This is a genomic window from Streptomyces paludis (assembly GCF_003344965.1).
Lineage (GTDB): Bacteria > Actinomycetota > Actinomycetes > Streptomycetales > Streptomycetaceae > Streptomyces > Streptomyces paludis.
On sequence record NZ_CP031194.1, the window covers coordinates 6,749,596 to 6,774,032 of the forward strand.

The 24,437-nt window shown below is 70.6% G+C and carries 20 protein-coding genes; 13 read left to right on the forward strand and 7 right to left on the reverse strand.

The genetic code is table 11. The annotated features are described in order from the left end of the window. Window positions 1–72 precede the first annotated feature (72 nt). The 5 genes from DVK44_RS29910 to DVK44_RS29930 all read left to right on the forward strand — a co-directional run bounded on the left by DVK44_RS29910 (window position 73) and on the right by DVK44_RS29930 (window position 7,702). Window positions 73–1,365, forward strand: a complete 1,293-nt coding sequence (locus DVK44_RS29910; RefSeq protein WP_114663750.1) for an ABC transporter substrate-binding protein — start codon at window positions 73–75, stop codon at window positions 1,363–1,365. 18 nt (window positions 1,366–1,383) lie between these two features. Then, window positions 1,384–2,406 carry a carbohydrate ABC transporter permease gene (locus tag DVK44_RS29915; RefSeq protein ID WP_114663751.1) on the forward strand — a complete coding sequence of 341 codons (1,023 nt, stop codon included), beginning with the start codon at window positions 1,384–1,386 and terminating at the stop codon, window positions 2,404–2,406. Then, a complete protein-coding gene (locus DVK44_RS29920; RefSeq protein ID WP_114663752.1) occupies window positions 2,403–3,263 on the forward strand; it encodes a carbohydrate ABC transporter permease in 861 nt (286 codons plus the stop codon). Before DVK44_RS29915 ends, DVK44_RS29920 begins: the two co-directional genes overlap by 4 nt. A 68-nt stretch (window positions 3,264–3,331) precedes the next feature. Then, window positions 3,332–4,609, forward strand: coding sequence for a glycoside hydrolase 5 family protein (locus DVK44_RS29925; protein WP_114663753.1), 1,278 nt, complete (start codon window positions 3,332–3,334; stop codon window positions 4,607–4,609). Between the two features lie 72 nt (window positions 4,610–4,681). Further along, a complete protein-coding gene (locus tag DVK44_RS29930; protein WP_114663754.1) occupies window positions 4,682–7,702 on the forward strand; it encodes an alpha-mannosidase in 3,021 nt (1,006 codons plus the stop codon). An 85-nt stretch (window positions 7,703–7,787) separates the two neighbouring features. Here DVK44_RS29930 and DVK44_RS29935 read toward each other — a convergent pair whose 3' ends face one another. Continuing rightward, window positions 7,788–8,678 (reverse strand): RNA polymerase sigma factor SigF, encoded by an 891-nt coding sequence (locus DVK44_RS29935; protein WP_114663755.1) that lies wholly within the window; start codon window positions 8,676–8,678, stop codon window positions 7,788–7,790. Window positions 8,679–8,825: 147 nt separating this feature from the next. Here DVK44_RS29935 and DVK44_RS29940 point away from each other — a divergent pair, with 147 nt between their 5' ends. Beyond that, entirely contained in the window at window positions 8,826–9,134 is a 309-nt protein-coding gene (locus DVK44_RS29940) for a 4a-hydroxytetrahydrobiopterin dehydratase (RefSeq protein ID WP_114665531.1), read from the forward strand. A 92-nt stretch (window positions 9,135–9,226) separates the two neighbouring features. Here the strand turns inward: DVK44_RS29940 and DVK44_RS29945 are convergent, their stop codons facing one another. The 5 genes from DVK44_RS29945 to DVK44_RS29965 form a co-directional block, all read right to left on the reverse strand. Next, a complete protein-coding gene (locus DVK44_RS29945; RefSeq protein WP_114663756.1) occupies window positions 9,227–10,057 on the reverse strand; it encodes an aldo/keto reductase in 831 nt (276 codons plus the stop codon). A 108-nt stretch (window positions 10,058–10,165) separates the two neighbouring features. Next, window positions 10,166–11,965 carry an AMP-dependent synthetase/ligase gene (locus DVK44_RS29950; RefSeq protein ID WP_408055417.1) on the reverse strand — a complete coding sequence of 600 codons (1,800 nt, stop codon included), beginning with the start codon at window positions 11,963–11,965 and terminating at the stop codon, window positions 10,166–10,168. A gap of 157 nt (window positions 11,966–12,122) precedes the next feature. Further along, window positions 12,123–13,853 carry an NRAMP family divalent metal transporter gene (locus tag DVK44_RS29955; RefSeq protein WP_114663758.1) on the reverse strand — a complete coding sequence of 577 codons (1,731 nt, stop codon included), beginning with the start codon at window positions 13,851–13,853 and terminating at the stop codon, window positions 12,123–12,125. Beyond that, window positions 13,850–15,142 carry a magnesium transporter MgtE N-terminal domain-containing protein gene (locus tag DVK44_RS29960; protein ID WP_114665532.1) on the reverse strand — a complete coding sequence of 431 codons (1,293 nt, stop codon included), beginning with the start codon at window positions 15,140–15,142 and terminating at the stop codon, window positions 13,850–13,852. The genes DVK44_RS29955 and DVK44_RS29960 overlap by 4 nt, the downstream gene beginning before the upstream one ends. 104 nt (window positions 15,143–15,246) lie before the next feature. Then, window positions 15,247–16,152: a LysR substrate-binding domain-containing protein gene (locus DVK44_RS29965; protein ID WP_114663759.1), complete on the reverse strand. Its 906-nt coding sequence runs from the start codon at window positions 16,150–16,152 to the stop codon at window positions 15,247–15,249. 170 nt (window positions 16,153–16,322) lie between these two features. On the opposite strand from DVK44_RS29965, the gene DVK44_RS29970 reads away from it, so the two are divergent. Then, on the forward strand, window positions 16,323–17,420 hold the full coding sequence (locus DVK44_RS29970) for a bile acid:sodium symporter family protein (RefSeq protein WP_114663760.1): 1,098 nt from the start codon (window positions 16,323–16,325) through the stop codon (window positions 17,418–17,420). Between the two features lie 32 nt (window positions 17,421–17,452). Here DVK44_RS29970 and fdhD read toward each other — a convergent pair whose 3' ends face one another. Next, complete coding sequence (gene fdhD / locus DVK44_RS29975) at window positions 17,453–18,292, reverse strand: formate dehydrogenase accessory sulfurtransferase FdhD (RefSeq protein WP_114663761.1); 840 nt, start codon at window positions 18,290–18,292, stop codon at window positions 17,453–17,455. Between the two features lie 474 nt (window positions 18,293–18,766). Between fdhD and DVK44_RS29980 the strand changes: the two genes are divergently transcribed. The 6 genes from DVK44_RS29980 (at window position 18,767) to DVK44_RS30000 (ending at window position 24,189) form a co-directional block, all read left to right on the forward strand. Beyond that, window positions 18,767–19,459 (forward strand): ATP-binding cassette domain-containing protein, encoded by a 693-nt coding sequence (locus DVK44_RS29980; protein WP_228447424.1) that lies wholly within the window; start codon window positions 18,767–18,769, stop codon window positions 19,457–19,459. Further along, window positions 19,459–20,751, forward strand: coding sequence for an ABC transporter permease (locus tag DVK44_RS29985; protein WP_114663763.1), 1,293 nt, complete (start codon window positions 19,459–19,461; stop codon window positions 20,749–20,751). Before DVK44_RS29980 ends, DVK44_RS29985 begins: the two co-directional genes overlap by 1 nt. A 118-nt stretch (window positions 20,752–20,869) precedes the next feature. Further along, the gene (locus DVK44_RS29990) at window positions 20,870–21,496 is read left to right on the forward strand and encodes a hypothetical protein (RefSeq protein WP_114663764.1); all 627 of its coding nucleotides are present in this window, start codon (window positions 20,870–20,872) and stop codon (window positions 21,494–21,496) included. Window positions 21,497–21,649: 153 nt separating this feature from the next. Next, window positions 21,650–23,020: an OFA family MFS transporter gene (locus DVK44_RS29995; RefSeq protein ID WP_114663765.1), complete on the forward strand. Its 1,371-nt coding sequence runs from the start codon at window positions 21,650–21,652 to the stop codon at window positions 23,018–23,020. Next, window positions 22,983–23,129 carry an MFS transporter small subunit gene (locus tag DVK44_RS38040; protein WP_456243362.1) on the forward strand — a complete coding sequence of 49 codons (147 nt, stop codon included), beginning with the start codon at window positions 22,983–22,985 and terminating at the stop codon, window positions 23,127–23,129. The genes DVK44_RS29995 and DVK44_RS38040 overlap by 38 nt, the downstream gene beginning before the upstream one ends. A gap of 112 nt (window positions 23,130–23,241) precedes the next feature. Next, window positions 23,242–24,189: a beta-ketoacyl-ACP synthase III gene (locus DVK44_RS30000; protein WP_114663766.1), complete on the forward strand. Its 948-nt coding sequence runs from the start codon at window positions 23,242–23,244 to the stop codon at window positions 24,187–24,189. Window positions 24,190–24,437: the final 248 nt, after the last annotated feature.

Sequence of the window (24,437 nt, forward strand, 5' to 3'; positions counted from 1 at the left end):
CATCAGCGGCCGGAGGCGCGCGCTCCGGCCAGTCCGCCCGCACGCCTGATAGAGCACAAGGAGCCGTTCACCGTGCGTATCTCCCGAAGAGCAGTCGCCGCAGCCACTGTGCTGGCCACCGTCCTGCCGCTCAGCGCCTGCGGCGGCGGATCGGACAGTGACTCGTCCGACGCCTCCGGCGACATCAAGGGCAAGATCACCTTCCAGACCTGGAACCTCCAGGCCAACTTCAAGGACTACTTCAACGGAGTCATCAAGGACTTCGAGAAGGAGCACCCCGGCACGACGGTGAAGTGGGTGGACCGGCCCGCCGAGGGGTACTCCGAGTCCCTCAGCGCCGACGCGGCCGGCGGCACCCTGCCCGACGTCGTCAACATCGCCCCCGACCTGGTGGCGCCGCTCGCCAAGGCCGGGCTCGCGCTGGACCTCGACAAGGACACCACGGCCGCCTCGTACCGCAAGGAGTACCTGGACGGCGCGTGGAAGAGCCACCAGATACCCGGTCTCGAAGGCACCTACGGCTTCCCCTGGTACCTGAACACCGGCCCGATGTTCTACAACAAGCGCCTCCTCAAGGACGCCGGTCTCGACCCCGAGAACCCCCCGAAGACCTACGACGAACTCTTCGACCAGGGCCTCAAGATCGCCGAGCAGACCGGCGGCAAGGTCGCCACGCTCGGCCAGGTCCCCACCATCGAGGACTTCGGCCGCTACGGCGCCGAGCTGATGAACAAGGAAGGCGACGCCTTCACGTTCAACGACGCCAAGGGCGTGGCCATGCTCGCCCGCTACAAGGAGCTGTTCGACAAGAAGGCGCTCGACCCTCAGGTCCTCACCGCGACCCCCGAGACCACGGGGACGAAGTTCCTCACCGAGGCCATCGCGATGAACCCGGGCAACGCCCACGACCTGGAGACCTTCAAGAAGGACGCCCCGTCCCTCTACAAGAACATCGGGATCACCGACCAGATCACCAGCACCGGCAAGGTGAACATGTACGTCATGGGCGTCATGGTCAACTCCAAGACCAAGGAGAAGCCCGCCGCGGTGGCCTTCGCCCACTACGTCACCGACCCGACGCGCCAGATGTCCTTCGCCAAGAAGGTCGCGATCTTCCCGAGCACCGCGGGCTCCCTCGAAGACCCGTACTTCAACAAGGAGGACGGGACCGACGAGACCCGCGTCCGTATCGCCGCCGCCAAGTCCCTCAAGAAGGCGGTCAACTACACCCCCGTCCTGTTCAGCGAGCAGATGAAGACCGAGCTGCGCAACAACGTCGCCAAGGCGCTCCAGGGCAAGCAGTCCCCCCAGGCAGCGCTCGACCAGGCCGTTGAAGCCTGCAACAAGCTGCTCAAGCAGAGCTGAGAGCCGAGCCCCCGCACCATGACGAGTTCCACCGCCCCCAGGGCGTTCCCCCCGGATCCCGCGGTGGCGGGGCCCACGCGCCAGGGCTCAGGCCCTGGCGGCCGTGGGCCCCGCGGCGGGTCCACCACCCCCACACCCACCCCCACCGCCCGAACCGGGGAGACCGGCCGGATCAGGCGTCAGCTCCCCAGCAGTCCCTGGCTGTTCGTGGCCCCCGGACTGCTGGTGGTCGGCACCTTCAGCCTCTATCCCTTCCTCACCACGCTCTACCACTCCTTCACCAGCAAGCAGGCGCTGCGCCCGGGCAGTTACGTCGGCCTCGCGAACTACCGCGAGCTGCTCCACGACGACATGTTCTGGATCGCGCTGCGCAACAGCACGCTCTACATGGTGGGTGTGGTGCCCGCCCTCGTGCTGCTGCCGCTGCTGCTCGCCCTGCTCGTCGAGCGCCAGCTGCCCGGGATGACGTTCTTCCGGTCCGCCTTCTACACCCCGGTCGTCGCCTCGGTCGTGGTGGTCGGGCTGATCTGGGTCTGGATGCTCGACGACCGCGGTCTGATCAACTCCCTGCTGGAGACGGTGGGAATCGGCAAGATCGGCTTCCTCAGCGACCAGTGGCTCCTGCTGCTGAGCGCGATGGCCGTCACGGTCTGGAAGGGCCTCGGCTACTACATGGTCATCTATCTGGCCGCGCTCGCCAACGTCCCGCGCGAACTGCACGAGGCGGCGGCCGTGGACGGCGCGGGCGCGATACGGCGCTTCGTCACCGTGACCGTCCCCGCGGTCCGTACGACGATGGTCCTCGTCGGGGCGCTCTCCTCGGTCTTCGCCTTCAAGGTGTTCTCCGAGGTCTATCTGATCGCCGGACCCGGCGGCGGCCCCGCCGGTGAGGACACCACGCTCGTCATGCTCATCCAGCGGGTCGGCGGCGGACTGACCGGCCGGGTCGGCTATGCCTCGGCCATCTCGGTCGTGGTCTTCGTCGTCACCGTCGCGCTGATGCTGCTCGTCCTCCGGTTCGACCGCAAGGAGGACGCGTGAGCTTCCCCAGGATCACCGACGCCGACGGCCGGCGGGTGCCGCCCGCGCAGCTCTTCCTCCGCTACGGCCTGCTGCTCCTCGCGCTCGCCGTACTGGTCGGGCCGTTCCTCTGGCAGCTCTCCACCTCGCTGAAGGGCCCGCACGAGGACATCTACAGCTCCCCGCCGAGCTTCTTCCCGAGCGAGCCGACGCTGCACAACTACACCCGGGTCGCCGACACCATCCCGGTCTGGGAGTACGCGTTCAACTCGATCAAGGTGGCCTCGGCCAATGTGATCACCAACTGCGTCGGCGCGGCCCTGGCCGGCTACGCGCTCGCCCGGCTGCGCTACCGCGGCAAGCGGGCCGCCACCCTCGCGTTCATCCTCGCGATGCTGGTGCCGGTCGAGACGATCTTCATCGCGCAGTTCATCACCATGCGTCAGCTCGGCCTGAACAACACACTGGTCGGTGTGCTGCTGCCCGCGTCCATCGGCGCGATGAACGTCCTGCTGATGCGCAACGCGTTCATGAACCTCCCCAACGAGGTGGAGGAGGCGGCGTTCGTCGACGGCGCCAATGTCTGGCAGCGGTTCCTGCGTATCTCCCTGCCCGCCGTCAAGGGGACCGTCGCGGTGGTCGCGATCTTCTCCTTCATGGGCGCCTGGGACGACTTCCTGTGGCCGCTGATCGTCCTCAGCGACCCGGAGAACTTCACGCTGACCATCGGCCTGAACTATCTGCACGGCACGTTCTCCAACGACTCGCGCCTCGTCGCCGCCGGCACGATGATCGCCGTACTGCCGCTCATCGCGCTCTTCGCCTGCCTCCAGCGCTACTTCTTCCGGGGCGTCGGCGAGGGTGCCGTCAAGGGCTGAGCGCCGCACCGGGGGCCGGCCCCCGTTCACCACCGCACGCGAGAATGAATCAGGACACCGCTGACCGTATGAGCCCCTCCACCCCGCGCTTCGGCGTCAACTACACGCCCAGCCAGGGCTGGTTCCACCACTGGCTGGACTTCGACCTGGACGCCGTCCGCGCCGACCTGGACTCCATCGCGGCGCTCGGCCTCGACCACATCCGGGTCTTCCCGCTCTGGCCGCTCTTCCAGCCCAACCGCACCCTGATCCGGCCCCGCGCCGTCGAGCAGCTCGTCCAGCTCGCGGACGCCGCCGCCGAACGCGGGCTCGACGTCAATGTCGACGGGCTCCAGGGCCATCTGTCCAGCTTCGACTTCCTGCCCGCCTGGACCCGGACCTGGCACCGGCGGAACCTGTTCACTGACAACGATGTCGTCTCCGGGCAGGCCGAGTACCTCCGTACGCTCGCCGCCGCGCTCGCCGACCGGCCGAACTTCCTCGGCATGACCATCGGCAACGAGATCAACCAGTTCTCCGGACCGCCGCACCCCGACCCCGACCCGATCACCCCCGCGCAGGCCGGTGAGTGGCTCCGCCGGCTCCTCGACGCCTGCGAGCAGGGTGCCCCCGGCAAGCTCCATCTGCACGCCGAGTACGACGCCGCCTGGTACCAGGACGACCATCCCTTCACCCCCGCCCACTCCGCGACGCTCGGCGCCCTGACCGCCGTGCACTCCTGGGTGTTCAACGGCACCGCCCAGCGCCACGGCCGTACCGGCACGGCCACCGAGCACCACGCCGCGTATCTCATCGAGCTGTCCAAGGCGTGGGCGCGCGATCCGCACCGCCCGGTCTGGCTCCAGGAGGTCGGCGCGCCCGCGCCGCTGATCCCGGCCGAGCACGCCGCCGGCTTCACCACCGCGACGGTCGCGAACGCGCTGGACTGCGCCGATGTCTGGGGCGTCACCTGGTGGTGCTCGCACGACGTGTCGCGCTCCCTCGCGGACTTCCCCGAGCTGGAGTACGGCCTCGGACTGCTCACCAATGACCGCAAGGTCAAACCGGCCGGCGAGGCCATCGCCCGGACCGTCGAGGAGTGGCGCGGCAGGACCTACGCGCCCGCGCCCCGCACCACCGCCCTCACCGTCGACATCGGTGACGGCGACGGTACGGGCGGGGGCGGTCACGGCACCGGGCCCGCCCGGTCCACCTGCGCGCCCGGCGGCGCGTTCTTCGAGGCGTTCGCCCGGCTGACCGAGGCCGGCGTCCGCCCCACCGCGGTCCTCGCGAGCAGGGCCGGGGACCGGGACCACCTGGCGGCCCGTGGTATCACCGAAGTCGTCCACCCGGACGAGGTCCGGTAGTACCGAGACCGCGCGGCAGCGCACCAGACCGTACCCATACGCACGCACCACCGCACCTCAGGAGCACCCCGCATGCACGATGACCGCAGCCTGGTCGAAGGCCGTCTCAAGCGTGTCCTCGACGAGCGCGTCCGGCCCGCCGTCTACCCCGAATCCGTGCCGCTGGACATCGCCGTCTGGACCGCGCCCGGCGAACCCGTCCCCGTCGAGGAGGGCCTCGCCGGTCCCGTGGCACCGGTCGCGGTCGGCGACCGGTGGGGCGCGCCCTGGGGCACCAGCTGGTTCCGGGTCTCCGGCACTGTCCCGGCGCACTGGGCGGGCCGTACCGTCGAGGCGATCCTCGACCTGGGCTTCGACGAGAACATGCCCGGCTTCCAGTGCGAGGGCCTGGTCTACCGGCCCGACGGCACCCCGGTGAAGGGCCTCAACCCGCGCAACCAGTGGGTACGGATCGGCGCGCCCGTCGCCGGCGGCGAAGAGGTGCTGCTGCACATCGAGGCCGCGTCCAACCCCGTGATCCTCGACTACCACCCCTTCCTGCCCACCCAGCTCGGGGACAAGGAGACGGCCGGCAGCGAGCCCCAGTACAGGCTGGCCCGGATGGACCTCGCGGTCTTCGACGAGACGGTCTGGGAGCTGATCCAGGACTTCGAGGTGCTCGGCGAGCTGATGGCCGAACTGCCCCTGGAGGGCGCCCGCCGCTGGGACATCCTGCGCGCGATCGGCCACGCGCTCGACGCGATCGACCTCCAGGACGTGAACGGCACGGCCGCGGCGGCCCGCGAGCGGCTCGCCGGGGTGCTCGCGACGCCCGCGCCCGCCACCGCCCACCGCCTCAGCGCCGTCGGACACGCCCACATCGACTCCGCCTGGCTCTGGCCGCTGCGCGAGACGGTCCGCAAGGTCGCCCGTACGACGGCGAACATGACGGCGCTGCTGGACGACGAGCCCGAGTTCGTCTTCGCGATGTCCCAGGCGCAGCAGTTCGCCTGGATCAAGGAGCACCGCCCCGAGGTCTACGCCAAGGTCAAGAAGGCCGTCGCGGACGGCCGGTTCGTCCCGGCCGGCGGTATGTGGGTCGAGTCCGACACCAACATGCCCGGCTCCGAGGCGATGGCCCGCCAGTTCGTCCACGGCAAGCGCTTCTTCCTCGAAGAGTTCGGCATCGAGAACGACGAGGCATGGCTGCCCGACACCTTCGGCTTCGCCGCCGGGCTGCCGCAGATCATCAAGGCCGCCGGCTCCAAGTGGCTGCTCACCCAGAAGATCTCCTGGTCCACGATCAACAAGTTCCCGCACCACACCTTCAACTGGGAAGGCATCGACGGCACCCGGATCTTCACGCACTTCCCGCCCGTCGACACCTACAACTGCTCCATGACCGGCGAGCAGATCGCGCACGCCGCCAAGAACTTCAAGGAGAAGGGCGTCGCCCGCCACTCCCTCGCCCCGACCGGCTGGGGCGACGGCGGCGGCGGTACGACCCGCGAGATGATCGCCAAGGCGGCCCGGCTCAAGAGCCTCGAAGGCTCCGCCACCGTCGAGTGGGAGGCGCCCGCGGAGTTCTTCGCCAAGGCCGAGGCGGAGTACGCCAACCCGCCGGTCTGGGTCGGTGAGCTGTATCTGGAGCTGCACCGCGCCACCCTCACCAGCCAGGCCAAGACCAAGCAGGGCAACCGGCGCAGCGAGCATCTGCTGCGCGAGGCCGAGCTGTGGGCCGCCACCGCCGCCGTACGGGCCGGTGCGCCGTATCCGTACGAGGAGCTGGACCGGATCTGGAAGACGGTGCTGCTGCACCAGTTCCACGACATCCTGCCCGGCTCGTCCATCGCCTGGGTGCACCGCGAGGCCGCGAAGACCTACGAGCGGGTCGCCGCCGAGCTGAACACCGTCATCGGTGACGCGCAGCGCGCCCTGGCCGGGGACCCGGCCGGCGGCACCGAGCTGCTCTTCAACTCCGCCCCGCACCCGCGCGGCGGGGTCGCGGCGGGCGCCGCCGGACCGGCCACCGCGGGCGCCGGGGTGGAGCTGTCCCCGCGCGAGGGCGGCGGGTACGTGCTCGGCAACGGCCTGCTGGAGGTCGGCATCGACGAGCGCGGGCTGATCGTCTCCGCGTACGACATCAGCGCCGAGCGCGAGACCGTCGCCCCCGGCGCCGCCGCCAACCTGCTCCAGATCCACCCCGACTTCCCCAACCAGTGGGACGCCTGGGACGTGGACGAGTTCTACCGCAACACCGTCACCGACCTGACCGGTCTGGACGAACTCACCCCCGTCGAGGGCGGTGTCCGGATCGTGCGCACCTTCGGCGCGTCGAAGGTCACCCAGCTGCTGACGCTGGCGCCGGGCGTCAAGCGGCTCGACATCGACACCGAGGTCGACTGGCACGAGACCGAGAAGTTCCTCAAGGCGGCCTTCCCGCTGGACATCCACGCCGAGCGGTACGCCTCCGAGACCCAGTTCGGCCATGTCTTCCGCGCCACGCACACCAACACCAGCTGGGAGGCGGCCAAGTTCGAGGCGTGCAACCACCGCTTCGTGCACCTGGAGGAGCCCGGCTGGGGCGTCGCCCTGGTCAACGACTCGACGTACGGCCACGATGTCACCCGGACCGTCCGCGCCGCGGACGCCGGTACGACCACCACCGTCCGGGTCTCCCTGCTGCGCGCCCCGCGCTTCCCCGACCCGGAGACCGACCAGGGCGTCCACCGCTTCCGGCACTCCCTGGTGCCGGGCGCGGGCATCGGTGACGCGGTCCGCGAGGGCTACCGCGTCAATCTGCCCGAGCGCCGGATCACCGGCACGGACGCCGAGGTGGCCCCGCTGGTGACCGTCGACAACGATGCCGTCGTGGTCAGCGCGGTGAAGCTCGCCGACGACGGCAGCGGCGATGTGGTCGTACGCCTCTACGAGTCGGCCGGCGGCCGGGCCAGGGCCCGGGTCGGCCTCGGCTTCACCGCCGGGGCGCTCGCCGTCACCGACCTGCTGGAGCGGCCCCTCGCGGACACCGAGCCGCCCGCGCTGGAGGAGGGCGCGGTCCGTCTTTCGCTGCGCCCGTTCGAGCTGATCACCCTGCGGCTGACGCGCGGCTGATCCTCGGCCGGCCGACAGTACGGAGGCGGGCGCCCGGTCCACGGGCGCCCGCCTTCCGCCGTACCGCCGCGTGCCTGCCGCCGCGTCACTCCTCCACGAGCATCCCCGACCGCAGCCGGGCGAGAATGCGGCTCAGCAGCCGGGAGACATGCATCTGCGAGACGCCCAGCTCCGCGCCGATCTGCGACTGGGTCATCTCCCGGCCGAAGCGCATCTCCACGATGCCGCGCTCGCGCGGGTCGAGCCGCTCCAGCAGCGGCGCCAGGGCGTGCAGATTCTCCACCTTCTCCATGGCCGGGTCCGGCTCGCCCAGCACATCGGCGAAGGTCCGTCCGCCGCCGCTGCCGTGCTCGTCGCCGGCGGGCAGGTCCAGGGAGCCGGCCGTATAGCCGTTGGTGGCCACCAGCCCCTCGACGATCTCCTCCTCCGGGAGGTCCAGCAGCGCGGCCAGCTCCCGTACGGTCGGCTCCCGGTCCAGCGTGCCGGCCAGCTGGTCCCGGGCCTTGGCCAGCTCGACGCGCAGCTCCTGGAGGCGGCGCGGCACATGGACGGCCCAGCTGGTGTCGCGGAAGAAGCGCTTGATCTCGCCGACGATGTAGGGGATGGCGAAGGTGGTGAACTCGACCTCGCGGGAGAGGTCGAAGCGGTCGATGGCCTTGATCAGACCGATCGTGCCGACCTGGAGGATGTCCTCCATGTCGCCGGCGCCCCGGTTGCGGAAGCGGCCGGCGGCGTACCGTACGAGCGACTGGTTCATCTCGATCAGCGTGTTACGGGCGTAACTGTGCTCGGGGGTGCCCTCTTCGAGGAGCTGGAGCCGGTCGAAGAAGAGCTTCGACAGCGCCCGCGCGTCCTTCGGCGCGATCGCGCCCGGGTCCTCGATCCGTGGCAGTCCGTCAGAGGGCGCTGTCGATCCCCAGGTCAGGACGCCCGCCGCCCGCTCCGCCTCGGCAGCTCGCACAGTTGTGGTCGTCATGACGTCACTCCTCCGTCGCGGTGGTCCGTTCGAGGGGAGCGCCTGCCCCGTTTTCCCGCGGGCATGCGTCCGTCGGCCGGATTCCTCTCCGGACGCCGTATGGTCGGCCGGGTCGCCGCCCGTATCCCGGAAGGAGCCGTCACGGCCATGCCCCCCGCCGAACCGCTGTCGCCGAGCGAGATCGAGGACCGGCTGCGGTCCCTGCCCGGCTGGTCCGTGGCCGACGGACGCCTCACCCGTACGTACCGGCTGTCCTCGCACATCGCGGCGGCCGCGATGGTGGTCCATATCGCCGGAATCCAGGAGCAGTTGATCCACCACTCCGATCTGACGCTGGGCTACAACACGCTCGTGCTGGCCGTCGCCACCCATGACGCGGGCGGCGCCCTCACCGATCTGGACTTCACGCTGGCCGAGCGCGTCGAGGCGATCGCCCCGGCGCACGGCGCCCGCTGACACACCGGAACGTACCGCCGCGGAACGCACCACGGCGCCGTCGGTCCCGGAGGCCGACGGCGCCGTGCCGTACGCGCGTCATCGCGCCCGGATCAGTCGTTGAACCCGGCCGGGTCGGGGCCGATGCGCCGGCCCTCGTCGAGCGCGGCGAACGCCGCCAGGTCGTCCGCGTCCAGCTCGAAGCCGAAGACGTCGATGTTCTCCTGGATCCGCGAGGGCGTCACAGACTTGGGAATCACCACGTTCCCCAGCTGGAGGTGCCAGCGCAGCACCACCTGGGCCGGGGTCCGCTCGTGCTTGCGCGCGATCGCCAGCACGGTCGGCACCTCCAGGAGGCCCTTGCCCTGGCCCAGCGGCGACCACGCCTCCGTGAGGACGCCGTGCTTCTGGTGGACGGCGCGCGACTCGGCCTGCTGGAGCTGCGGGTGCAGCTCGATCTGGTTGACGGCCGGGACCACGGAGGTCTCGCCCAGCAGCCGCTCCAGATGCGCGGGCAGGAAGTTCGAGACCCCGATGGCCTTGGCGCGGCCGTCGGCGAGGATCTTCTCGAACGCCTTGTACGTGTCGACGTACTTGCCGGCGGACGGCACCGGCCAGTGGATCAGATAGAGGTCGACGTACTCCAGGCCGAGCTTGGCCAGCGAGACGTCGAAGGCGCGCAGGGTCGAGTCGTACCCCTGCTCGCTGTTCCACAGCTTCGTCGTGACGAAGAGGTCCGCGCGGTCGAGTCCGGAGGCGGCGATGGCCTTGCCGGTACCCTCCTCGTTGCCGTAGACGGCGGCGGTGTCGATGCTGCGGTACCCGGCCTCCAGCGCGGTGCCGACGGCCTGCGCCGCCTCGTCGTCCGGAACCTGCCAGACACCGAAGCCGAGCTGGGGCATCGCGATGCCGTTGTTGAGAGTGAGGGTGGGGACCTTGCTCACGGGCGGTCGATCCTAACGTCGTCGGATGATGCGTCGATAGTCCAACGATCTCAGGCCCGGACGGATTCCCGCGCCCGTTTTCCGCCGGACGACCGCGACAGGTGTGGCTCAGCGGTAGAGCGCGTCGACCTCGGCGGCGTAGGCGGCCGTGATCGCCCGGCGCTTGAGCTTCAGCGACGGCGTCAGCAGTCCGTCCGCCTCGCTGAACGGCCGGGCCAGGATCCGGAACGTACGGATCGACTCGGCCTGCGAGACCGAGGTGTTCGCCGCGATCACCGCCCGCCGGATCTCCGCCTCCAGATCCCGGTCCCGGACCAGCTCGGCGGGGGAGAGCGGCGCTCTGCCCCGGACCGTGAGCCAGTGCTCGACGGCCTCCGGGTCGACCGTGACCAGCGCCGCGACATACGGCCGGTTGTCGCCGACGACCAGACACTGCGCCACCAGCGGATGCGTCCGTACCCGTGCCTCCAGCGGGGCCGGCGGCACACTCTTGCCGCCCGACGTGATCAGGATCTCCTTCTTCCGGCCGGTGATGGTGAGATAGCCGTCGTCGTCGAGCACGCCCAGATCCCCGGTGGCCAGCCAGCCGTCGCGCAGAACGGCGCCGGTGGCCTTCGCGTCGCCCAGATAGCCGGCGAAGACATGCCCGCCGCGCAGCCAGATTTCGCCGTCCGCCGCTATCCGCACGGCGGTGCCGGGGATCGGCTGCCCGACCGTGCCGTACCGGGTGCGTTCGGGCGGATTGGCCGTCGCCGCCGCGCACGACTCGGTGAGCCCGTACCCCTCGTAGACGGTGATGCCCGCGCCCGCCAGGAAGAGCCCGAGCCGCCGGTCCATCGCCGAACCGCCGGACATCGCGTGCCGTACGCGCCCGCCCAGCGCGTCGCGGACCTTGCCGTACACGGCCTTCTCGAAGAACTGGTGCTGTATCCGCAGCGCGGCGGACGGACCGGGGCCGACCCCGAACGCCCGCTCCTCCAGCGCCTCCGCGTAGCGCACCGCGACCTCCTCCGCCCGGTCGAAGACGGCGGCCCTGCCGTCGCTCTCCGCCCGGCGCCGGGCCGCGCGGTGGAGCTTCTCGAAGACGTACGGCACGGCCAGCACGAACGTCGGCCGGAACGCGGCGAGCGCGGGCAGCAGCGCGTCCGCCCCCAGCTCGGGCTGGTGCCCCAGCTTCACCCGGCCGCGGACCGCCGCGACCTCGATCATCCGCCCGAAGACATGCGAGAGCGGCAGGAAGAGCAGCGTCGACGCCCGGCCGCCGGAGGCGCTGGCGAAGACCGGCTCCCAGCGCCCCAGCAGGGTGTCGGTCTCGAACATGAAGTGGGCGTGGGTGAGCACACAGCCCCTCGGCCGGCCGGTGGTGCCGGAGGTGTAGATCACCGTCGCGACGGAGTCCGGGGTGACCGCCCTGCGGTGGCGGTGCACCACGTCCTCGGCGACCCGGGCACCCGCCGCGAGCAGGTCGTCCAGCGCGCCCGCGTCCAGCTGCCACAGCCGCTGGAGCCGGGGCAGCCGGTCGATCACCGAGCCGACGGTCATGGCGTGGTCCCCGTGCTCGACCAGACAGGCCGAGACCTCGGCGTCGTACAGGATCCAGTGGACCTGCTCGGCCGAGGACGTCGGATACACCGGTACGGGCTGGGCGCCGACCGTCCAGAGCGCGAAGTCGAAGAGCGTCCACTCGTACCGCGTACGGGACATGATCGCGACCCGGTCACCGAATCGCACGCCCTGTGCCAGCAGCCCCCGGGCCAGCGCGAGCACCTCGTCACGGAAGGCGGCCGCGGTCACGTCCCGCCAGCGGCCGGCCCCGTCCTCGCGGCCGAGCGCGACCCGGTCCGGATCGGTCAGCGCATGGTCGAAGACCGCGTCCGCGAGCCCACCGACATGGGGGGCGGCCGGCAGCGCAGGGGTGGTGAACTCGCGCAAAACTCGCTCCTTGTGGCATTCCGCACAGCGCCAGGTGACCGTACCCGACCGGGCCATCCGGCGGGAGACCGCCCGCGCGACTGCCGCGAAGCGGTATCGCCACAGGTCAGGACGGGACAGGGCACACGGCGGGTCAGGCGCCGCCGAGCCGGATCACCTTCACGAGCAGCAGCAGCGCGCCGAGGATCAGATACGCGCGCAGCGCCGTCATCCCCAGCCGGGTGCCGGGCGACCACCGCACCGGCCTGAGCAGCGCCAGCGGCGGCATGCGCCAGGCGAGCTTCTCGGCGCGCGGAAGGACCGGCACCGGCCGCGGCGGGGCACGACGGCGGGCGATCCGCAGGGCGGCGGCGGCGGTCAGACAGCCGGCCAGCGCGATCGAGAACCAGAGCGTGAGCGCGGTGACATCGACGGCGGGGAAGAGGGTGGTGACCATCAGCATGCCGGAGAGCATGAGCAGGACGGCGATGATGAGGGCGGCCAGCGCGTTCAGCCGGCGCCGGTTGACCCAGGGCCCCAGCACCTCGGGGTCGTTGCAGAGCAGAAGCAGGAACACACTCGCCGACGGCAGCAGCAGCCCGGCCAGCGCCTGCACGCCCTCGGTGATCAGCCCCAGCGGCGCGCCCGGGATCAGCACGATGGCGGCGGCCACCAGGACCAGCAGACTGTACGAGGCGTAGAACTTCCTGGCCTCGCGGAAGCGCCGGTGCAGCGAGTGCCGGAGGTTGAACACATCACCGAAGGCGTAACTGGTGGCCAGGGTCACCGCGGCGGCGCCGATGATGCTCGCGTCCAGCAGGACGACCGCGAAGAGCACCCCCAGTACGGGATCGTGCCGGCCGAGCGCCTCGGCCACCCCGGCGGCGTCGGTGAAGTGGCCGTGCGCGCCGGTGCCCCGGGCCGCGTAGTCCGCGATCATGATCAGCGCCGCGCCGCCCGCGACGACCACCAGCGAGCCGATGACGGTGTCGGCGCGCTCGTACCCGATGAAGCGGGGGGTGATGCGCTTGTCGATCACGTTGGACTGCTGGAAGAACAGCTGCCAGGGCGCGACCGTGGTGCCGACCATCGCGATGATCAGCAGCACCGCCTCGCCGCTCGCGCCGCCCTGGATACCGGGCACCACGAAGTCGTGCGCGGCCCGGCCCCATTGGGGGTGGGACATCAGGGTCAGCGGCACGAGCAGCAGACTGGCGGCGATGAAGACGAACATCGCGCGCTCCCAGCGGCGGAAGGAGCCGCTGGCGGCCACGCCGATCAGCACGAGGGCGGCCACGGGGACGACGACATAGCGGGAGACCCCGAGATAGCCGGCGGCCAGCGAGATACCGATGAACTCGGTGACGAGGGTCAGGAAGTTCAGCAGGAACAGGTCCCCGACGCTGAACCACCCCCAGAACCGGCCGAACCGCTCGATGATCAGCCGCGCGTGGCCGACGCCGGTGACCGCGCCGAGCCGTACGACCATCTCCTGGTTGACGATCAGCACGGGGATGAGCAGCAGCAGGACCCACAGCAGCGAGTAGCCGTGGTTCTGGCCGGCCTGGGCGTAAGTGGCCACGCCTCCCGCGTCGTTGTCGCCGACCATGACGATGATGCCGGGGCCGACGATCGCCAGCAGGGTGAGCAGCCGCGCCTTGAGCCCCGGCCGGGCGGTCTCGACGCGGTCGCGGGGGATACGGCCGAACGCGCCCTGGATGTCGCCGAGATGGGCTTCGTCGAGTACGGCGCTGGGGCGTGCGGGGCGTGCGGGGCGCGTGGGTTTCTGTGGTGCTGGTGGTGGCTTGGGCGGTTGAGGCGGTTGAGGTGGTTGCGCGGGTCGCTGAACGGGTCGCTCCGGGGGCTCCCGGTCCTGCTCGCTCATGGGCCGGGAGGCGTCTCGTACGGCTCCCGCACCCGGCGGACCGGACGCGGAGCGGGCTCACGCCGCCGCCAGTCCTCGGGGATGACCGATTCGAGGACGTCGTCGACCGTGATCACACCGACGACGCGGTCCGAGGCGTCGACCACCGGCACGGTGAGGAGGTGGTAGTCGGTCATCAGCAGGGCGACATCCGCGATGTCGGTGTCGGGCCCCACCCGTACGGGGTCGAGGTCCGCCACCTCCTCCAGCGGCGCGGCCGGGTCGGCCTGGAGCAGCTCGACGAGGGTGACGACGCCGAGCAGCCGCTGCCCCTCGCCGGTGAGATAGACGCTGGTCAGAGCCTCGGGCTGGAGAGCGAGCGCGTCGCCCGCGCCCCGGAGGGCCGCGGCGGCTGCGCTGTCCGCCGTCGCGGTGAGGACGTCGAGGGACATCAGCCCGCCGGCGCTGGCCGGGTTGAAGCCCATCAGGGTGAGCACTTTGGCGCGCTGCCCGGCCGGGAGGGCGTCCAGGACGGGCCGGCGGCGGTGCTGCGGCAGTTCGTTGAGCGCGTCGGCGGCGTCGTCGGCCCGCATCCGGGCGATCACCTCGGCGATCTCGGCATCGCTCCGCTCCCGCAGCAGCCGTGTCTGCGAGTCCGGCTCCAGCTCCTCGAAGACATCCGCTTCCAGCTCCGGGTCGGTGTGGACCGTACGGAGGATCTCGTGGGACTCGGTGCGGTCGGCCTCCTCCAGCAGATCGGCGATGTCCGCGGGCCTCAGCCGGCCCAGCCGGGCGAACGGCCCCCGCACCCGGGCGGACCCGGCGTGCCCGATCAGCGGCTCGAAGGACTTCCAGTCCCGCCACCGCGGCTGCCGCGCCCGGCCGCCTCCCAGGGTGTTCCACCAGCGGGGCGGCCGGTGGGTGTCCAGGCCCGTCAGCACCCATCCGCCGGACCGCCGCCGCAGCTCGATGTCGTACGCCCGTACCAGCTCGACATCCGCCACATCGATCACCCGGTGCCCCAGGACATCGGCGCGCAGCAGCACCTCGCCCTCGCGGCGCTCGAAGTGGCGCAGATCCACCCGGGGGCTGGCCAGCGCGGTCCACGCGCCGTCCGCGTCGAGGTCGGCCACCTGCTCGGCGGGCAGGAAGACCTCGCGCCCGCCGACCTCCGCGACCACCCCGGTGACCAGCGGGTAGTCCCGGCCGCGCAGCCGGACGATGACATCGGAGAGACGGCCCACCCGCTCGCCGTCACTGCCCACGAGGGGACGGCGGAGAAGCTCGGTCAGACACACGACATTCGCCACACCCACAAAATAGACATAACGGTCTTCATTGGGGCAAGGGGGGTGGTGTGTTCGGCCGTCGGTCGTCGGTCGTGTCCGGCTTGTGCGGTGTCAGCTGTCAGCCGTCAGCCGTCGGCTCCGGCCGGGCGGTGCAGCCGGTCGCCGCTCGCCAGGATCGCCGCGGCCAGCGCGTCCGCGGCCTCCCTGGCCGCCGTACCGCTGTGCTCCCGGCCGTGCTCCGGGCCGTGGTCGCGGGCGTGCAGCAGGACGAAGTCCACCCCGCCCAGCTCGGGCAGGAGCTTCGTCCGTACCGGCACCAGGCCCGGCGGGATCAGCCCCCGGGTGTGCGCCATCACGCCGAGCCCGGCGCGGGCCGCCGCGATCAGCGCGCTCAGGCTGGCGCTCGTACAGGCCAGGCGCCAGGGCCGGCCGTGCGCCTCCAGCACCTCCAGCGCGCGGGCGCGGGTGAGCGCGGGCGGCGGGAAGGCGATCAGCGGCACCGGCCGGTCGGGATCGAGCCGCAGCCGGGGCGCGCCGATCCAGGCCAGGGACGACCGCCAGACCAGCCGGCCGTGGGTGTCGCCCGGGCGGCGCTTGGCCAGTACGAGATCGAGCCGGCCCGCCGCCAGCTGCTCGTGCAGGGTGCCCGACAGCTCCACGGTCAGCTCGATGTCGACCTCCGGGTGGTCGCGGCGGAAGGTCTCCAGGATCTCCGGCAGCCGGGTGAGCACGAAGTCCTCGGAGGCGCCGAAGCGCAGCCGGCCGCGCAGCCGGGTGCCGCCGAAGAAGGCCGCCGCGCGGTCGTGGGCCGCCAGGATCGACCGGGCGAAGCCGAGCATGGCCTCGCCGTCCTCGGTCAGCTCCACGCTGTGGGTGTCACGGGTGAACAGCGGGCGCCCCGTGGCGTCCTCCAGCCGCCGGACGTGCTGGCTCACGGTGGACTGGCGCACGCCCAGGCGGCGGGCCGCCCCGGTGAAGCTGAGCGTCTGCGAGACGGCGAGGAAGGTGCGCAGTTGTCCGGGGTCGTACATGCGTCCAGCGTACGGGGTTATCGCGGAACGTGATGACAGTCAGAGCGGTATACGGGATTCCCGATCAAGTCGAACGGATGGACCATGGGAAGGCGCGAGCCGGGCGCCCCCGACCCGCCTCGTATCACCCGTATCGCCCGTATCGCCGCGAGAGACCAGTTGTGGAGCACATGAACCGCCGTACGTCCCGAACGTCCCGCAGCCTCCTCCCGTCCTTCCGCCCGCGCCTGCCGTCCTGGCTCCCCGTCGACCCGTACGTCCTGGCGCTGCTGGCGACGGTCGGGCTCGCCGCCCTCCTGCCCGCCTCGGGCGCGGCGGCGCAGGTCGCGGGCGGGGCGTCGACCGGGGCGGTGGCGCTGCTCTTCTTCCTCTACGGCGCGCGGCTGTCCACCGCCGAGGTGGTCGAGGGGCTCACCCACTGGCGGCTCCATCTCACCGTTCTCGCCGCCACGTTCGTCCTCTTCCCGCTGCTCGGACTGGCCGCGCGGGGGCTGGTGCCGTACGTCCTGACCCCGCAGCTCTACAGCGGGCTCCTCTTCCTCTGCCTGGTGCCCTCGACCGTCCAGTCGTCCATCGCCTTCACCTCCATCGCGCGCGGCAACGTGCCCGCCGCGATCTGCGCGGGCTCCTTCTCCAGCCTGATCGGTATCGTGCTCACCCCGCTGCTCGCGGCGCTGCTCATCGGCGGGCAGACGGCGGGTGTCTCGGCGGACTCGCTGCTCAGGATCGTGGCCCAGCTGCTGCTGCCGTTCGTCGCGGGACAGCTGCTGCGCCGCTGGATATCCGGCTTTCTCACCCGGCACAAGAAGGTGCTCGGCCTGGTCGACCGGGGCTCGGTGCTGCTGGTCGTCTACACCGCCTTCAGCGAGGGCGTGGTCTCCGGGAGCTGGCACCAGCTGACCCCGGCCCGGCTCGGCGCGCTGCTCGCCGTGGAGGCGGTCCTGCTCGCGGTGATGCTCGCGGCCACCTGGTACGGCGGCGCGCGGCTCGGGTTCGGCCGGGCCGACCGGATCGCGATCCAGTTCGCCGGGTCGAAGAAGAGCCTGGCGGCGGGGCTGCCGATGGCGACCGTACTGTTCGGCGCGCACGCGAGCCTGGCGGTGCTGCCGCTGATGCTCTTCCACCAGATGCAGCTGATGGTCTGCGCGGTGATCGCGAAGCGCAGGGCGCGCGACGAGAAAGCAGAGCCGGCGGAGGAGCCGGCACCCGGGGCCACCGGAGTGGCGGTCGGCGCGGGCGCGGCTCCGGCGCCCGGTCCGTCAGCCTGACGGTACGGGGGCGCCGGGGCCCGTGGGGAGGCTCACACGGCGCTGTGCAGGGCGATCCGCTCGTCGCCCGCGTACACGTTCATGGAGGGCCCGCGCAGGAACCCGACCAGGGTGAGCCCGCACTCCGCGGCCAGATCGACGGCGAGCGACGACGGCGCCGAGACCGCCGCCAGCACCGGGATGCCCGCCATCACGGCCTTCTGCGCCAGCTCGAACGAGGCGCGGCCCGAGACCAGCAGGATCGCCCGGGACAGCGGCAGCAGATCCTCCCGCAGCGCCCGGCCGACCAGCTTGTCGACCGCGTTGTGCCGCCCGACGTCCTCACGGATGTCCAGCAGCTCGCCGTCCTCACTGAACAGCGCCGCCGCGTGCAGCCCCCCGGTCCGGTCGAAGACACGCTGCGCCGCGCGGAGCTGATCGGGGAGGCCGGCGAGCAGGGCGGGTTCGACACGGACCGGGGGAGTGTCGGCGATCGGGAAGCGGGCGGTCGTCCGTACGGCGTCCAGGCTGGCCTTGCCGCACAGCCCGCACGACGAGGTCGTGTAGACATTGCGCTCCAGGGTGATGTCGGGGACCGGCACACCGGGCGCGAGCTGGACATCGACCACGTTGTACGTGTTCGTGCCGTCGTCCTTGGCACCCGCGCAGTAGACGATGGACCGCACATCCGCACTCGCCGCGAGCACGCCCTCGCTCACCAGAAACCCCGCCGCCAGCGCGAAGTCGTCACCGGGAGTACGCATCGTGATGGCGAGCGGCTTCCCGTTCAGCCGGATCTCCAGTGGCTCCTCGGCCACCAGGGTGTCGGGGCGGGTGGAGACGACCCCGTCCCGGATCCGGATGGTGCGGCGGCGCTCGGTGACCCGTCCCATGGTGATCAGTCCTACTCGTCGGCGCCCGCTGGCGCGATGCTTGCATACAGTATTCCGGCACCCAGCCCGCAGGAACCCCCACGCACCGGGTTCCCCCCCGCCCCTCCCCAGGCTGCCGTACTCGGGCTGGGGTCGCCGCCGGCGTCTGCTGGATATCGGACCTGCTGCCCGAAAACAGAGGAAATTACGGGTGAAACGGGCCAATCGGTAATCGCTTCCAATCGGTGGATCGAGGCTTATGCGAAGGGGGCGGGGCAGTCGGCGAGGGCAGTATGCTCCTGCATGGTTCTTGCAGTGCACGTCAATGCAGCCGCATTTCGCTTGATCCGTGAGGGTTTGAACGGCAACCCGGTATGTGCCTCTGAGTGTCAGGGGCGCATTTCCTTCTTATTCGGAAGAAAGTGAGCGATGGAGCCACTTGTTCAAGTGACGGGTCTGGTTCAGGGGTACGGGAACCGGCAGGTCATACGTGGGATGGATCTGGTACTGGGTGTTGGCGTATTCGGGCTGCTCGGCCCCAATGGGGCGGGGAAAACAACGCTGTTTCGCACGCTGGCCACCGTGACACCTCCGCGCGGCGGAAGCCTCGAGATCTGCGGGGAAGAGGTCCTCTCCGAGGCGTCCGTCCGGCGTGCGCGCAGGAATATCGGATATCTTCCCCAGGACTTCACGTTCTTCCCGTCCTACTCGGTTTACGATTTCGTCCGCTACTGCGCCTGGCTGCGTGATGTCCCTGAACGCGAGGCGGACGGGGCGACCCGGCTGGCCCTGGAGAAAGTGGACCTGGCCGACCGGGCCAAGGCCAGAATGAAGTCGCTGTCCGGCGGGATGGTCCGCCGGGCCGGGATCGCCTCCGCGATCGTCGGCGCTCCCAGGCTGCTTCTGCTCGATGAGCCCACTGTGGGGCTCGACCCGGCTCAGCGACTCGAATTCCGTTCACTCATAAGGTCGTTGCGGGATGTGGCCGTAGTGCTGAGTACCCATCTCGTCGAGGATGTCGCCGCGCTGTGCGACGACGTGGCCGTGCTGACAGATGGCGGCTTCGTTTTCCGTGGTACGCCCGCCGACCTCGCTGGACGGGCGGCCGCCGACAGCTTTGGTGACAGCCCTCTCGAACGGGGCTATATGGCGGTGCTCGGTCAAGCCGGGCGGGCGGCGGCCGTCTGATGTGGTGGATCTACCGCACCGAAGTACGTCGCTCGCCCTTGCGATGGGCTCTGCCCGCGTTCGTCGCCGTCGATCTGCTCGTCCTGTTCGGTCGCAGTCGCCATTGGATCGGTGTCTGGCCCGAGGCGAGCGCCGCCGCCCAGATTCCGGCCTTCTATCTGGGGCCCGCTCTCGCGGGAGCGGCGGCCTGGTCAGCCGCGTCACGTTGGCGCAGCGGCGTCGCGGAACAGCTGGCCGCTGCCGCGAAGTCGTCGTGGCAGATCGAGCTCGCCCCGTTGTTGGCGACGCTCACCTACGGCGTGCTCGCCTACGCGCTCGGGGTCCTGACTGCGGCAGGTGTAACCGTTCCGGAGGGTGGGCCGGAATTCTGGTGGCCCGGCTACATTCTGCTGGGGCTGGCGCTGATCACCATGTGTGCCGGTATGGGTCACCTTCTGGGGCGTACGACCAAGTCGTTGTTCGCCGCACCGGTGATCTGTGCCCTCGGGTGCCTGGTGTTTCTCGGGGCCTTCGGGTTCGCGCCGGGCACAGGGGCATCCGGCATCGGACTCGCCGTATTGTCCGGATATCCGCACACCGTGGTCTCCGCTCTGCCCCTGACGGCGCGGCTCCTGCTCGGCATCGGTCTTGTCGCGCTCGCGGCCGGCATCGGTTCACACCTGCGCTCGGCGTCGGGCCGTCCCGGATGGCCAGGGCTACCGCCGGCCGGGCTTTCCGGGGTCGGGCTCGTGGCCATCGCCGTCGTTCTGTTCGTCACGGCCGGCCCTGTGAGGGCACAGCGCGAGGTGCCCGCCGATCCGCTCTGCACCCAAGGCGAGCCGCGGATCTGCGTCTGGCCGGAACACCAGAAGTACGCACCCGAGCTTGAGGCGATGTCGGCACGGATCGCCGCACTGCCGCCCGGGCTGATCAAGTCCCCTGCCGTGTTCTACGAGGACGGAGTGCGGGGCGGTCCGCTCGACAGGGGCCACGGTTTCTCCATCTTCGAGGGCCAGACCTGGGACGCGGCGACTTCCATGGCGATTCACATCAACGAAGCGTCTTCTCCGCCCTACTGCGATCCGGTCGATGAAGCGGCCAACGACCGCCGGTTGAAGGCTCAGTTTGAACTGGTCTCGTGGCTCACCGTGCGGATCGCCGGCGGCGGGCAACCCGCAGGCATCCACGGAGGCCCTCCGGGTGTCGACCAGAACGCCATCCGCGTGCTGGTCACCCGGCCCGAGGCCGAGCAGGTGGCGTGGGCGGCCGCCCGGTACAAGGTAGTCAGGGAGACGCGTTGTGTCTCGGAGTGAAGATCCCGGAGCAGGCAAGGGTTCCGTCGCGGAGGCGACGAACCTGCCCCGGCCCCAGGAGCCGTCCCGTGGTCGCCGTCCGCGAGTCGTCCATGGGCGTGACCCAGCAGGTCCGGTCGTGAGATATCTGCGGCTGCACCGCCCGTACATCCTGATGGGCGGACTGGCGGCGCTGGCGGCCTGCCAGGCGGTCTTCGGTTCGCAGGCGGTCGCTGTGCCCGTCGCGGCCGCCGCGGCGGACTCCACCGTCCATCTGCGGATGCTCCTCGCCGTGGCTTCCGCGGCCCTGGCTGTCGGCAGTCTCCACAGCGGGATGCAATCCCTTGAAGCGGCGGCGACCGACCGGTTGAGACGGTTCAGGGCCAGACATCTCATGGCGGTCACCGCACTCGCCGTCCTGCTGTCCGGCGGTATCGAGCTGGTCTCCGGCACGGCGGAGAGCGCGACGACACTGGTCCGGGCCCAGCTCGTCTGGACCGGTCTCGCCATACTCTCCGGGCGGCTCTTCGGCTGGCTGCTCGCCTGGATTCTTCCCCTGGCCACCGTCTTTCCGCTGACCTATCTCGGCTGGGACACGATGAACCAGCCACGCTGGTGGAATCTGCTGTGGCAGGACGCGGCCAGCCCCGCCTGCTGGGTGCTGGCGATCAGCTCCCTCATCCTCGGGGCAGGGAGTTTCCTCTGTACGCCCTGGCGGCGGTACGCGTACGGGAAGCGGCTCACGCGGAGCGCACGGAACGGCTGATCCTCTGTCCGGTGGATTTCGCTCACGCGTCGTGGGCGCCGACCCCTTCGGCGCCCACGACGCGATATATCGATTTCTGTCGGACAGGGTCCCGGTACTGATCCACGTCGGAGATCTTCCCAACGGGGAAACCGGTTCCTAGAGTTCGCGACCATGACCCCACCTCTCGCCCCCGCCGGCTGGAGCCGCTGGCTGGTGCCGCCGGCCGCGTTGTCGGTGCACCTCTCGATCGGCCAGGCTTATGCCTGGAGCGTCTTCAAACCCCCACTCGAATCCGCGCTCGGCCTCTCCGGGACCCAGAGCGCGCTCCCCTTCCAGCTCGGCATCGTCATGCTCGGGCTGTCGGCCGCGTTCGGCGGCACCCTCGTGGAGCGGAACGGGCCGCGCTGGGCGATGACCGTCGCGCTGTGCTGCTTCTCGTCCGGCTTCCTGATAGCCGCGCTCGGTGCCGCCACCGAGCAGTACTGGCTGATCGTCCTCGGCTACGGCTTCGTCGGCGGGATCGGGCTGGGCATCGGCTATATCTCGCCCGTGTCCACGCTGATCAAGTGGTTCCCCGACCGGCCGGGGATGGCCACCGGGATCGCGATCATGGGCTTCGGCGGCGGTGCGCTCATCGCCTCGCCGTGGTCCGCGCAGATGCTGGAGTCGTACGGCTCGGACAGCCGGGGCATCGCGCTCGCGTTCCTGACGCACGGGCTGGTGTACGCGGTGTTCATGGGCCTCGGTGTGTTCCTGGTCCGGGTTCCGCCGCCCGGCTACCGGCAGCCCGTGGCGCCCGTCGAGGCCGAGCCCGCCGCCGCACCCGTCGCGGCGGAGGTCCGTACCCCGCAGGTCTCCGCCAGGTCGGCCGTGCGTACCCCGCAGTTCTGGTGCCTGTGGGTCGTGCTGTGCATGAACGTCTCCGCGGGCATCGGCATCCTGGAGAAGGCCGCCCCGATGATCACGGACTTCTTCGCCCGGACCTCCACGCCCGTCTCCGTCTCGGCCGCCGCCGGGTTCGTCGCGCTGCTCTCCGCCGCCAATATGGCCGGCCGGATCGGCTGGTCCTCCACCTCGGACCTGATCGGCCGCAAGAACATCTACCGGGTCTATCTGGGCGTCGGCGCCGTGATGTATCTGCTGATCGCGCAGTTCGGCGACGCCTCGAAGCCGCTCTTCGTCTGCTGCGCGCTGGTGATCCTCTCCTTCTACGGCGGCGGCTTCGCCACCATCCCCGCGTATCTCAAGGATCTCTTCGGCACCTACCAGGTCGGAGCGATCCACGGCCGGCTGCTCACGGCCTGGTCGACCGCCGGGGTGCTCGGTCCGCTCATCGTCAACAAGGTCGCCGACAGCCAGGAGGCGGCGGGAAAGAGCGGCGCGGGGCTGTACGGTCTCTCGTTCACCATCATGATCGGACTGCTCGTTGTCGGCTTTGTCGCCAATGAGCTGGTACGCCCTGTCCATCCTCGTCACCATGTCCCGGAACCGAAGGAGACCCCCGATGACCAGCTCCTCAGCGACACCGGCCGCCCCGCCTGAGCCCCGGCGGACCGGTCTGATCGCCTTCGCCTGGCTTTGGGTGGGCGTTCCGCTCGCGTACGGTGTCTATGAGTTGGTCCTCAAGGCGGCTCAGCTTTTCACCCGATGATGTGGAGTCTCCAAACGGAGCGGGTGAATCCTGTTGGTTCACCCGCACCCCTACCGGTGAGTCGCTGACGAGACTGGAGCATTCCTGACGTCGAACAGAGGGGGTCCCGGGCATGACCGGCACTCGTATCGCCGCGCTCGGGCACTATCAGCCCGCCAAGGTGCTCACGAACCATGAGCTGGCCACGATGGTGGACACCAGCGACGAATGGATCAGCAGCCGGGTGGGTATCAAGACCCGGCATGTCGCGGGCCCGGACGAGCCGGTGGACGAGCTGGCGGCGCACGCCGGGGCCAAGGCGATCGCCGCGGCCGGTCTGACGCCCGGCGAGATCGATATGGTGCTGGTCGCCACCTCCACCGCGATCAACCGCTCGCCCAACATGGCGGCCCGGGTCGCGGCCCGGCTCGGTATGGGCGCGCCCGCGGTGATGGACCTCAACGTCGTGTGCGCGGGCTTCACCCACGCCCTCGCCACCGCGGACCACGCCGTACGGGCCGGATCCGCCTCCCGGGTCCTGGTCATCGGCGCCGACAAGATGACGGAGATCGCCGACTGGACGGACCGTACGACCTGCGTGCTGCTCGGTGACGGCGCGGGCGCGGCGGTCGTCGTGGCGACGGGACCGGGCGAGGAGCCGGGCATCGGCCCGGTGCTCTGGGGCTCGGTGCCCGAGATGGGGCACGCGGTACGGATCGAGGGCACCCCGCCGCTGTTCGCGCAGGAGGGGCAGTCGGTCTACCGCTGGGCCACCACTCAGCTGCCGCCCATCGCCCGCAAGGTCTGCGAGCGGGCCGGGGTCACCCCCGAGGAGCTGGGCGGGGTGGTGCTGCACCAGGCCAATCTGCGGATCATCGAGCCCGTCGCGCAGAAGATCGGCGCGGTCAACGCCGTGATCGCCCGCGATGTGGTGGACTCCGGCAACACCTCCGCCGCGTCCATCCCGATGGCGCTGTCCAAACTCGTCGAGCGCCGGGAGATCCCGGCCGGCGCCCCGGTGCTCCTCTTCGGCTTCGGCGGCAACCTCTCGTACGGCGGCCAGGTCATCCGCTGCCCCTGAGGGTCCCGCGCTGTCCCTGAGGGCCAGGTCATCCGCTGTCCCTGAGGGCCGGCGGGCCCGCCGCCCGAACCGTTTTTCCGCCCGGCCGTCACGCGTGCGACGCGTGACGGCCTTTTCTTTGTCCTCGGTGTGGAGAAAGTTATGACAGATTCCTGCGCAACTTCTTCCCACTGCGGGCAAGCGCTGCTACGTTCCCTCAAAAGCACCACGGAAGAGCGACGGCGAAGCGGCCGAGAAGGCGGGAGGGG

Coding starts and splice junctions, on each gene's coding strand:
- DVK44_RS29915 (WP_114663751.1), top strand. CDS start 1,384: ATGACGAGTTCCACCGCCCCCAGGGCGTTCCCCCCGGATCCCGCGGTG.
- DVK44_RS29925 (WP_114663753.1), top strand. CDS start 3,332: ATGAGCCCCTCCACCCCGCGCTTCGGCGTCAACTACACGCCCAGCCAG.
- DVK44_RS29930 (WP_114663754.1), top strand. CDS start 4,682: ATGCACGATGACCGCAGCCTGGTCGAAGGCCGTCTCAAGCGTGTCCTC.
- DVK44_RS29935 (WP_114663755.1), bottom strand. CDS start 8,678: ATGACGACCACAACTGTGCGAGCTGCCGAGGCGGAGCGGGCGGCGGGC.
- DVK44_RS29940 (WP_114665531.1), top strand. CDS start 8,826: ATGCCCCCCGCCGAACCGCTGTCGCCGAGCGAGATCGAGGACCGGCTG.
- DVK44_RS29955 (WP_114663758.1), bottom strand. CDS start 13,853: ATGAGCGAGCAGGACCGGGAGCCCCCGGAGCGACCCGTTCAGCGACCC.
- DVK44_RS29965 (WP_114663759.1), bottom strand. CDS start 16,152: ATGTACGACCCCGGACAACTGCGCACCTTCCTCGCCGTCTCGCAGACG.
- DVK44_RS29970 (WP_114663760.1), top strand. CDS start 16,323: ATGAACCGCCGTACGTCCCGAACGTCCCGCAGCCTCCTCCCGTCCTTC.
- fdhD (WP_114663761.1), bottom strand. CDS start 18,292: ATGGGACGGGTCACCGAGCGCCGCCGCACCATCCGGATCCGGGACGGG.
- DVK44_RS29980 (WP_228447424.1), top strand. CDS start 18,767: ATGGATCTGGTACTGGGTGTTGGCGTATTCGGGCTGCTCGGCCCCAAT.
- DVK44_RS29985 (WP_114663763.1), top strand. CDS start 19,459: ATGTGGTGGATCTACCGCACCGAAGTACGTCGCTCGCCCTTGCGATGG.
- DVK44_RS29995 (WP_114663765.1), top strand. CDS start 21,650: ATGACCCCACCTCTCGCCCCCGCCGGCTGGAGCCGCTGGCTGGTGCCG.
- DVK44_RS38040 (WP_456243362.1), top strand. CDS start 22,983: ATGACCAGCTCCTCAGCGACACCGGCCGCCCCGCCTGAGCCCCGGCGG.
- DVK44_RS30000 (WP_114663766.1), top strand. CDS start 23,242: ATGACCGGCACTCGTATCGCCGCGCTCGGGCACTATCAGCCCGCCAAG.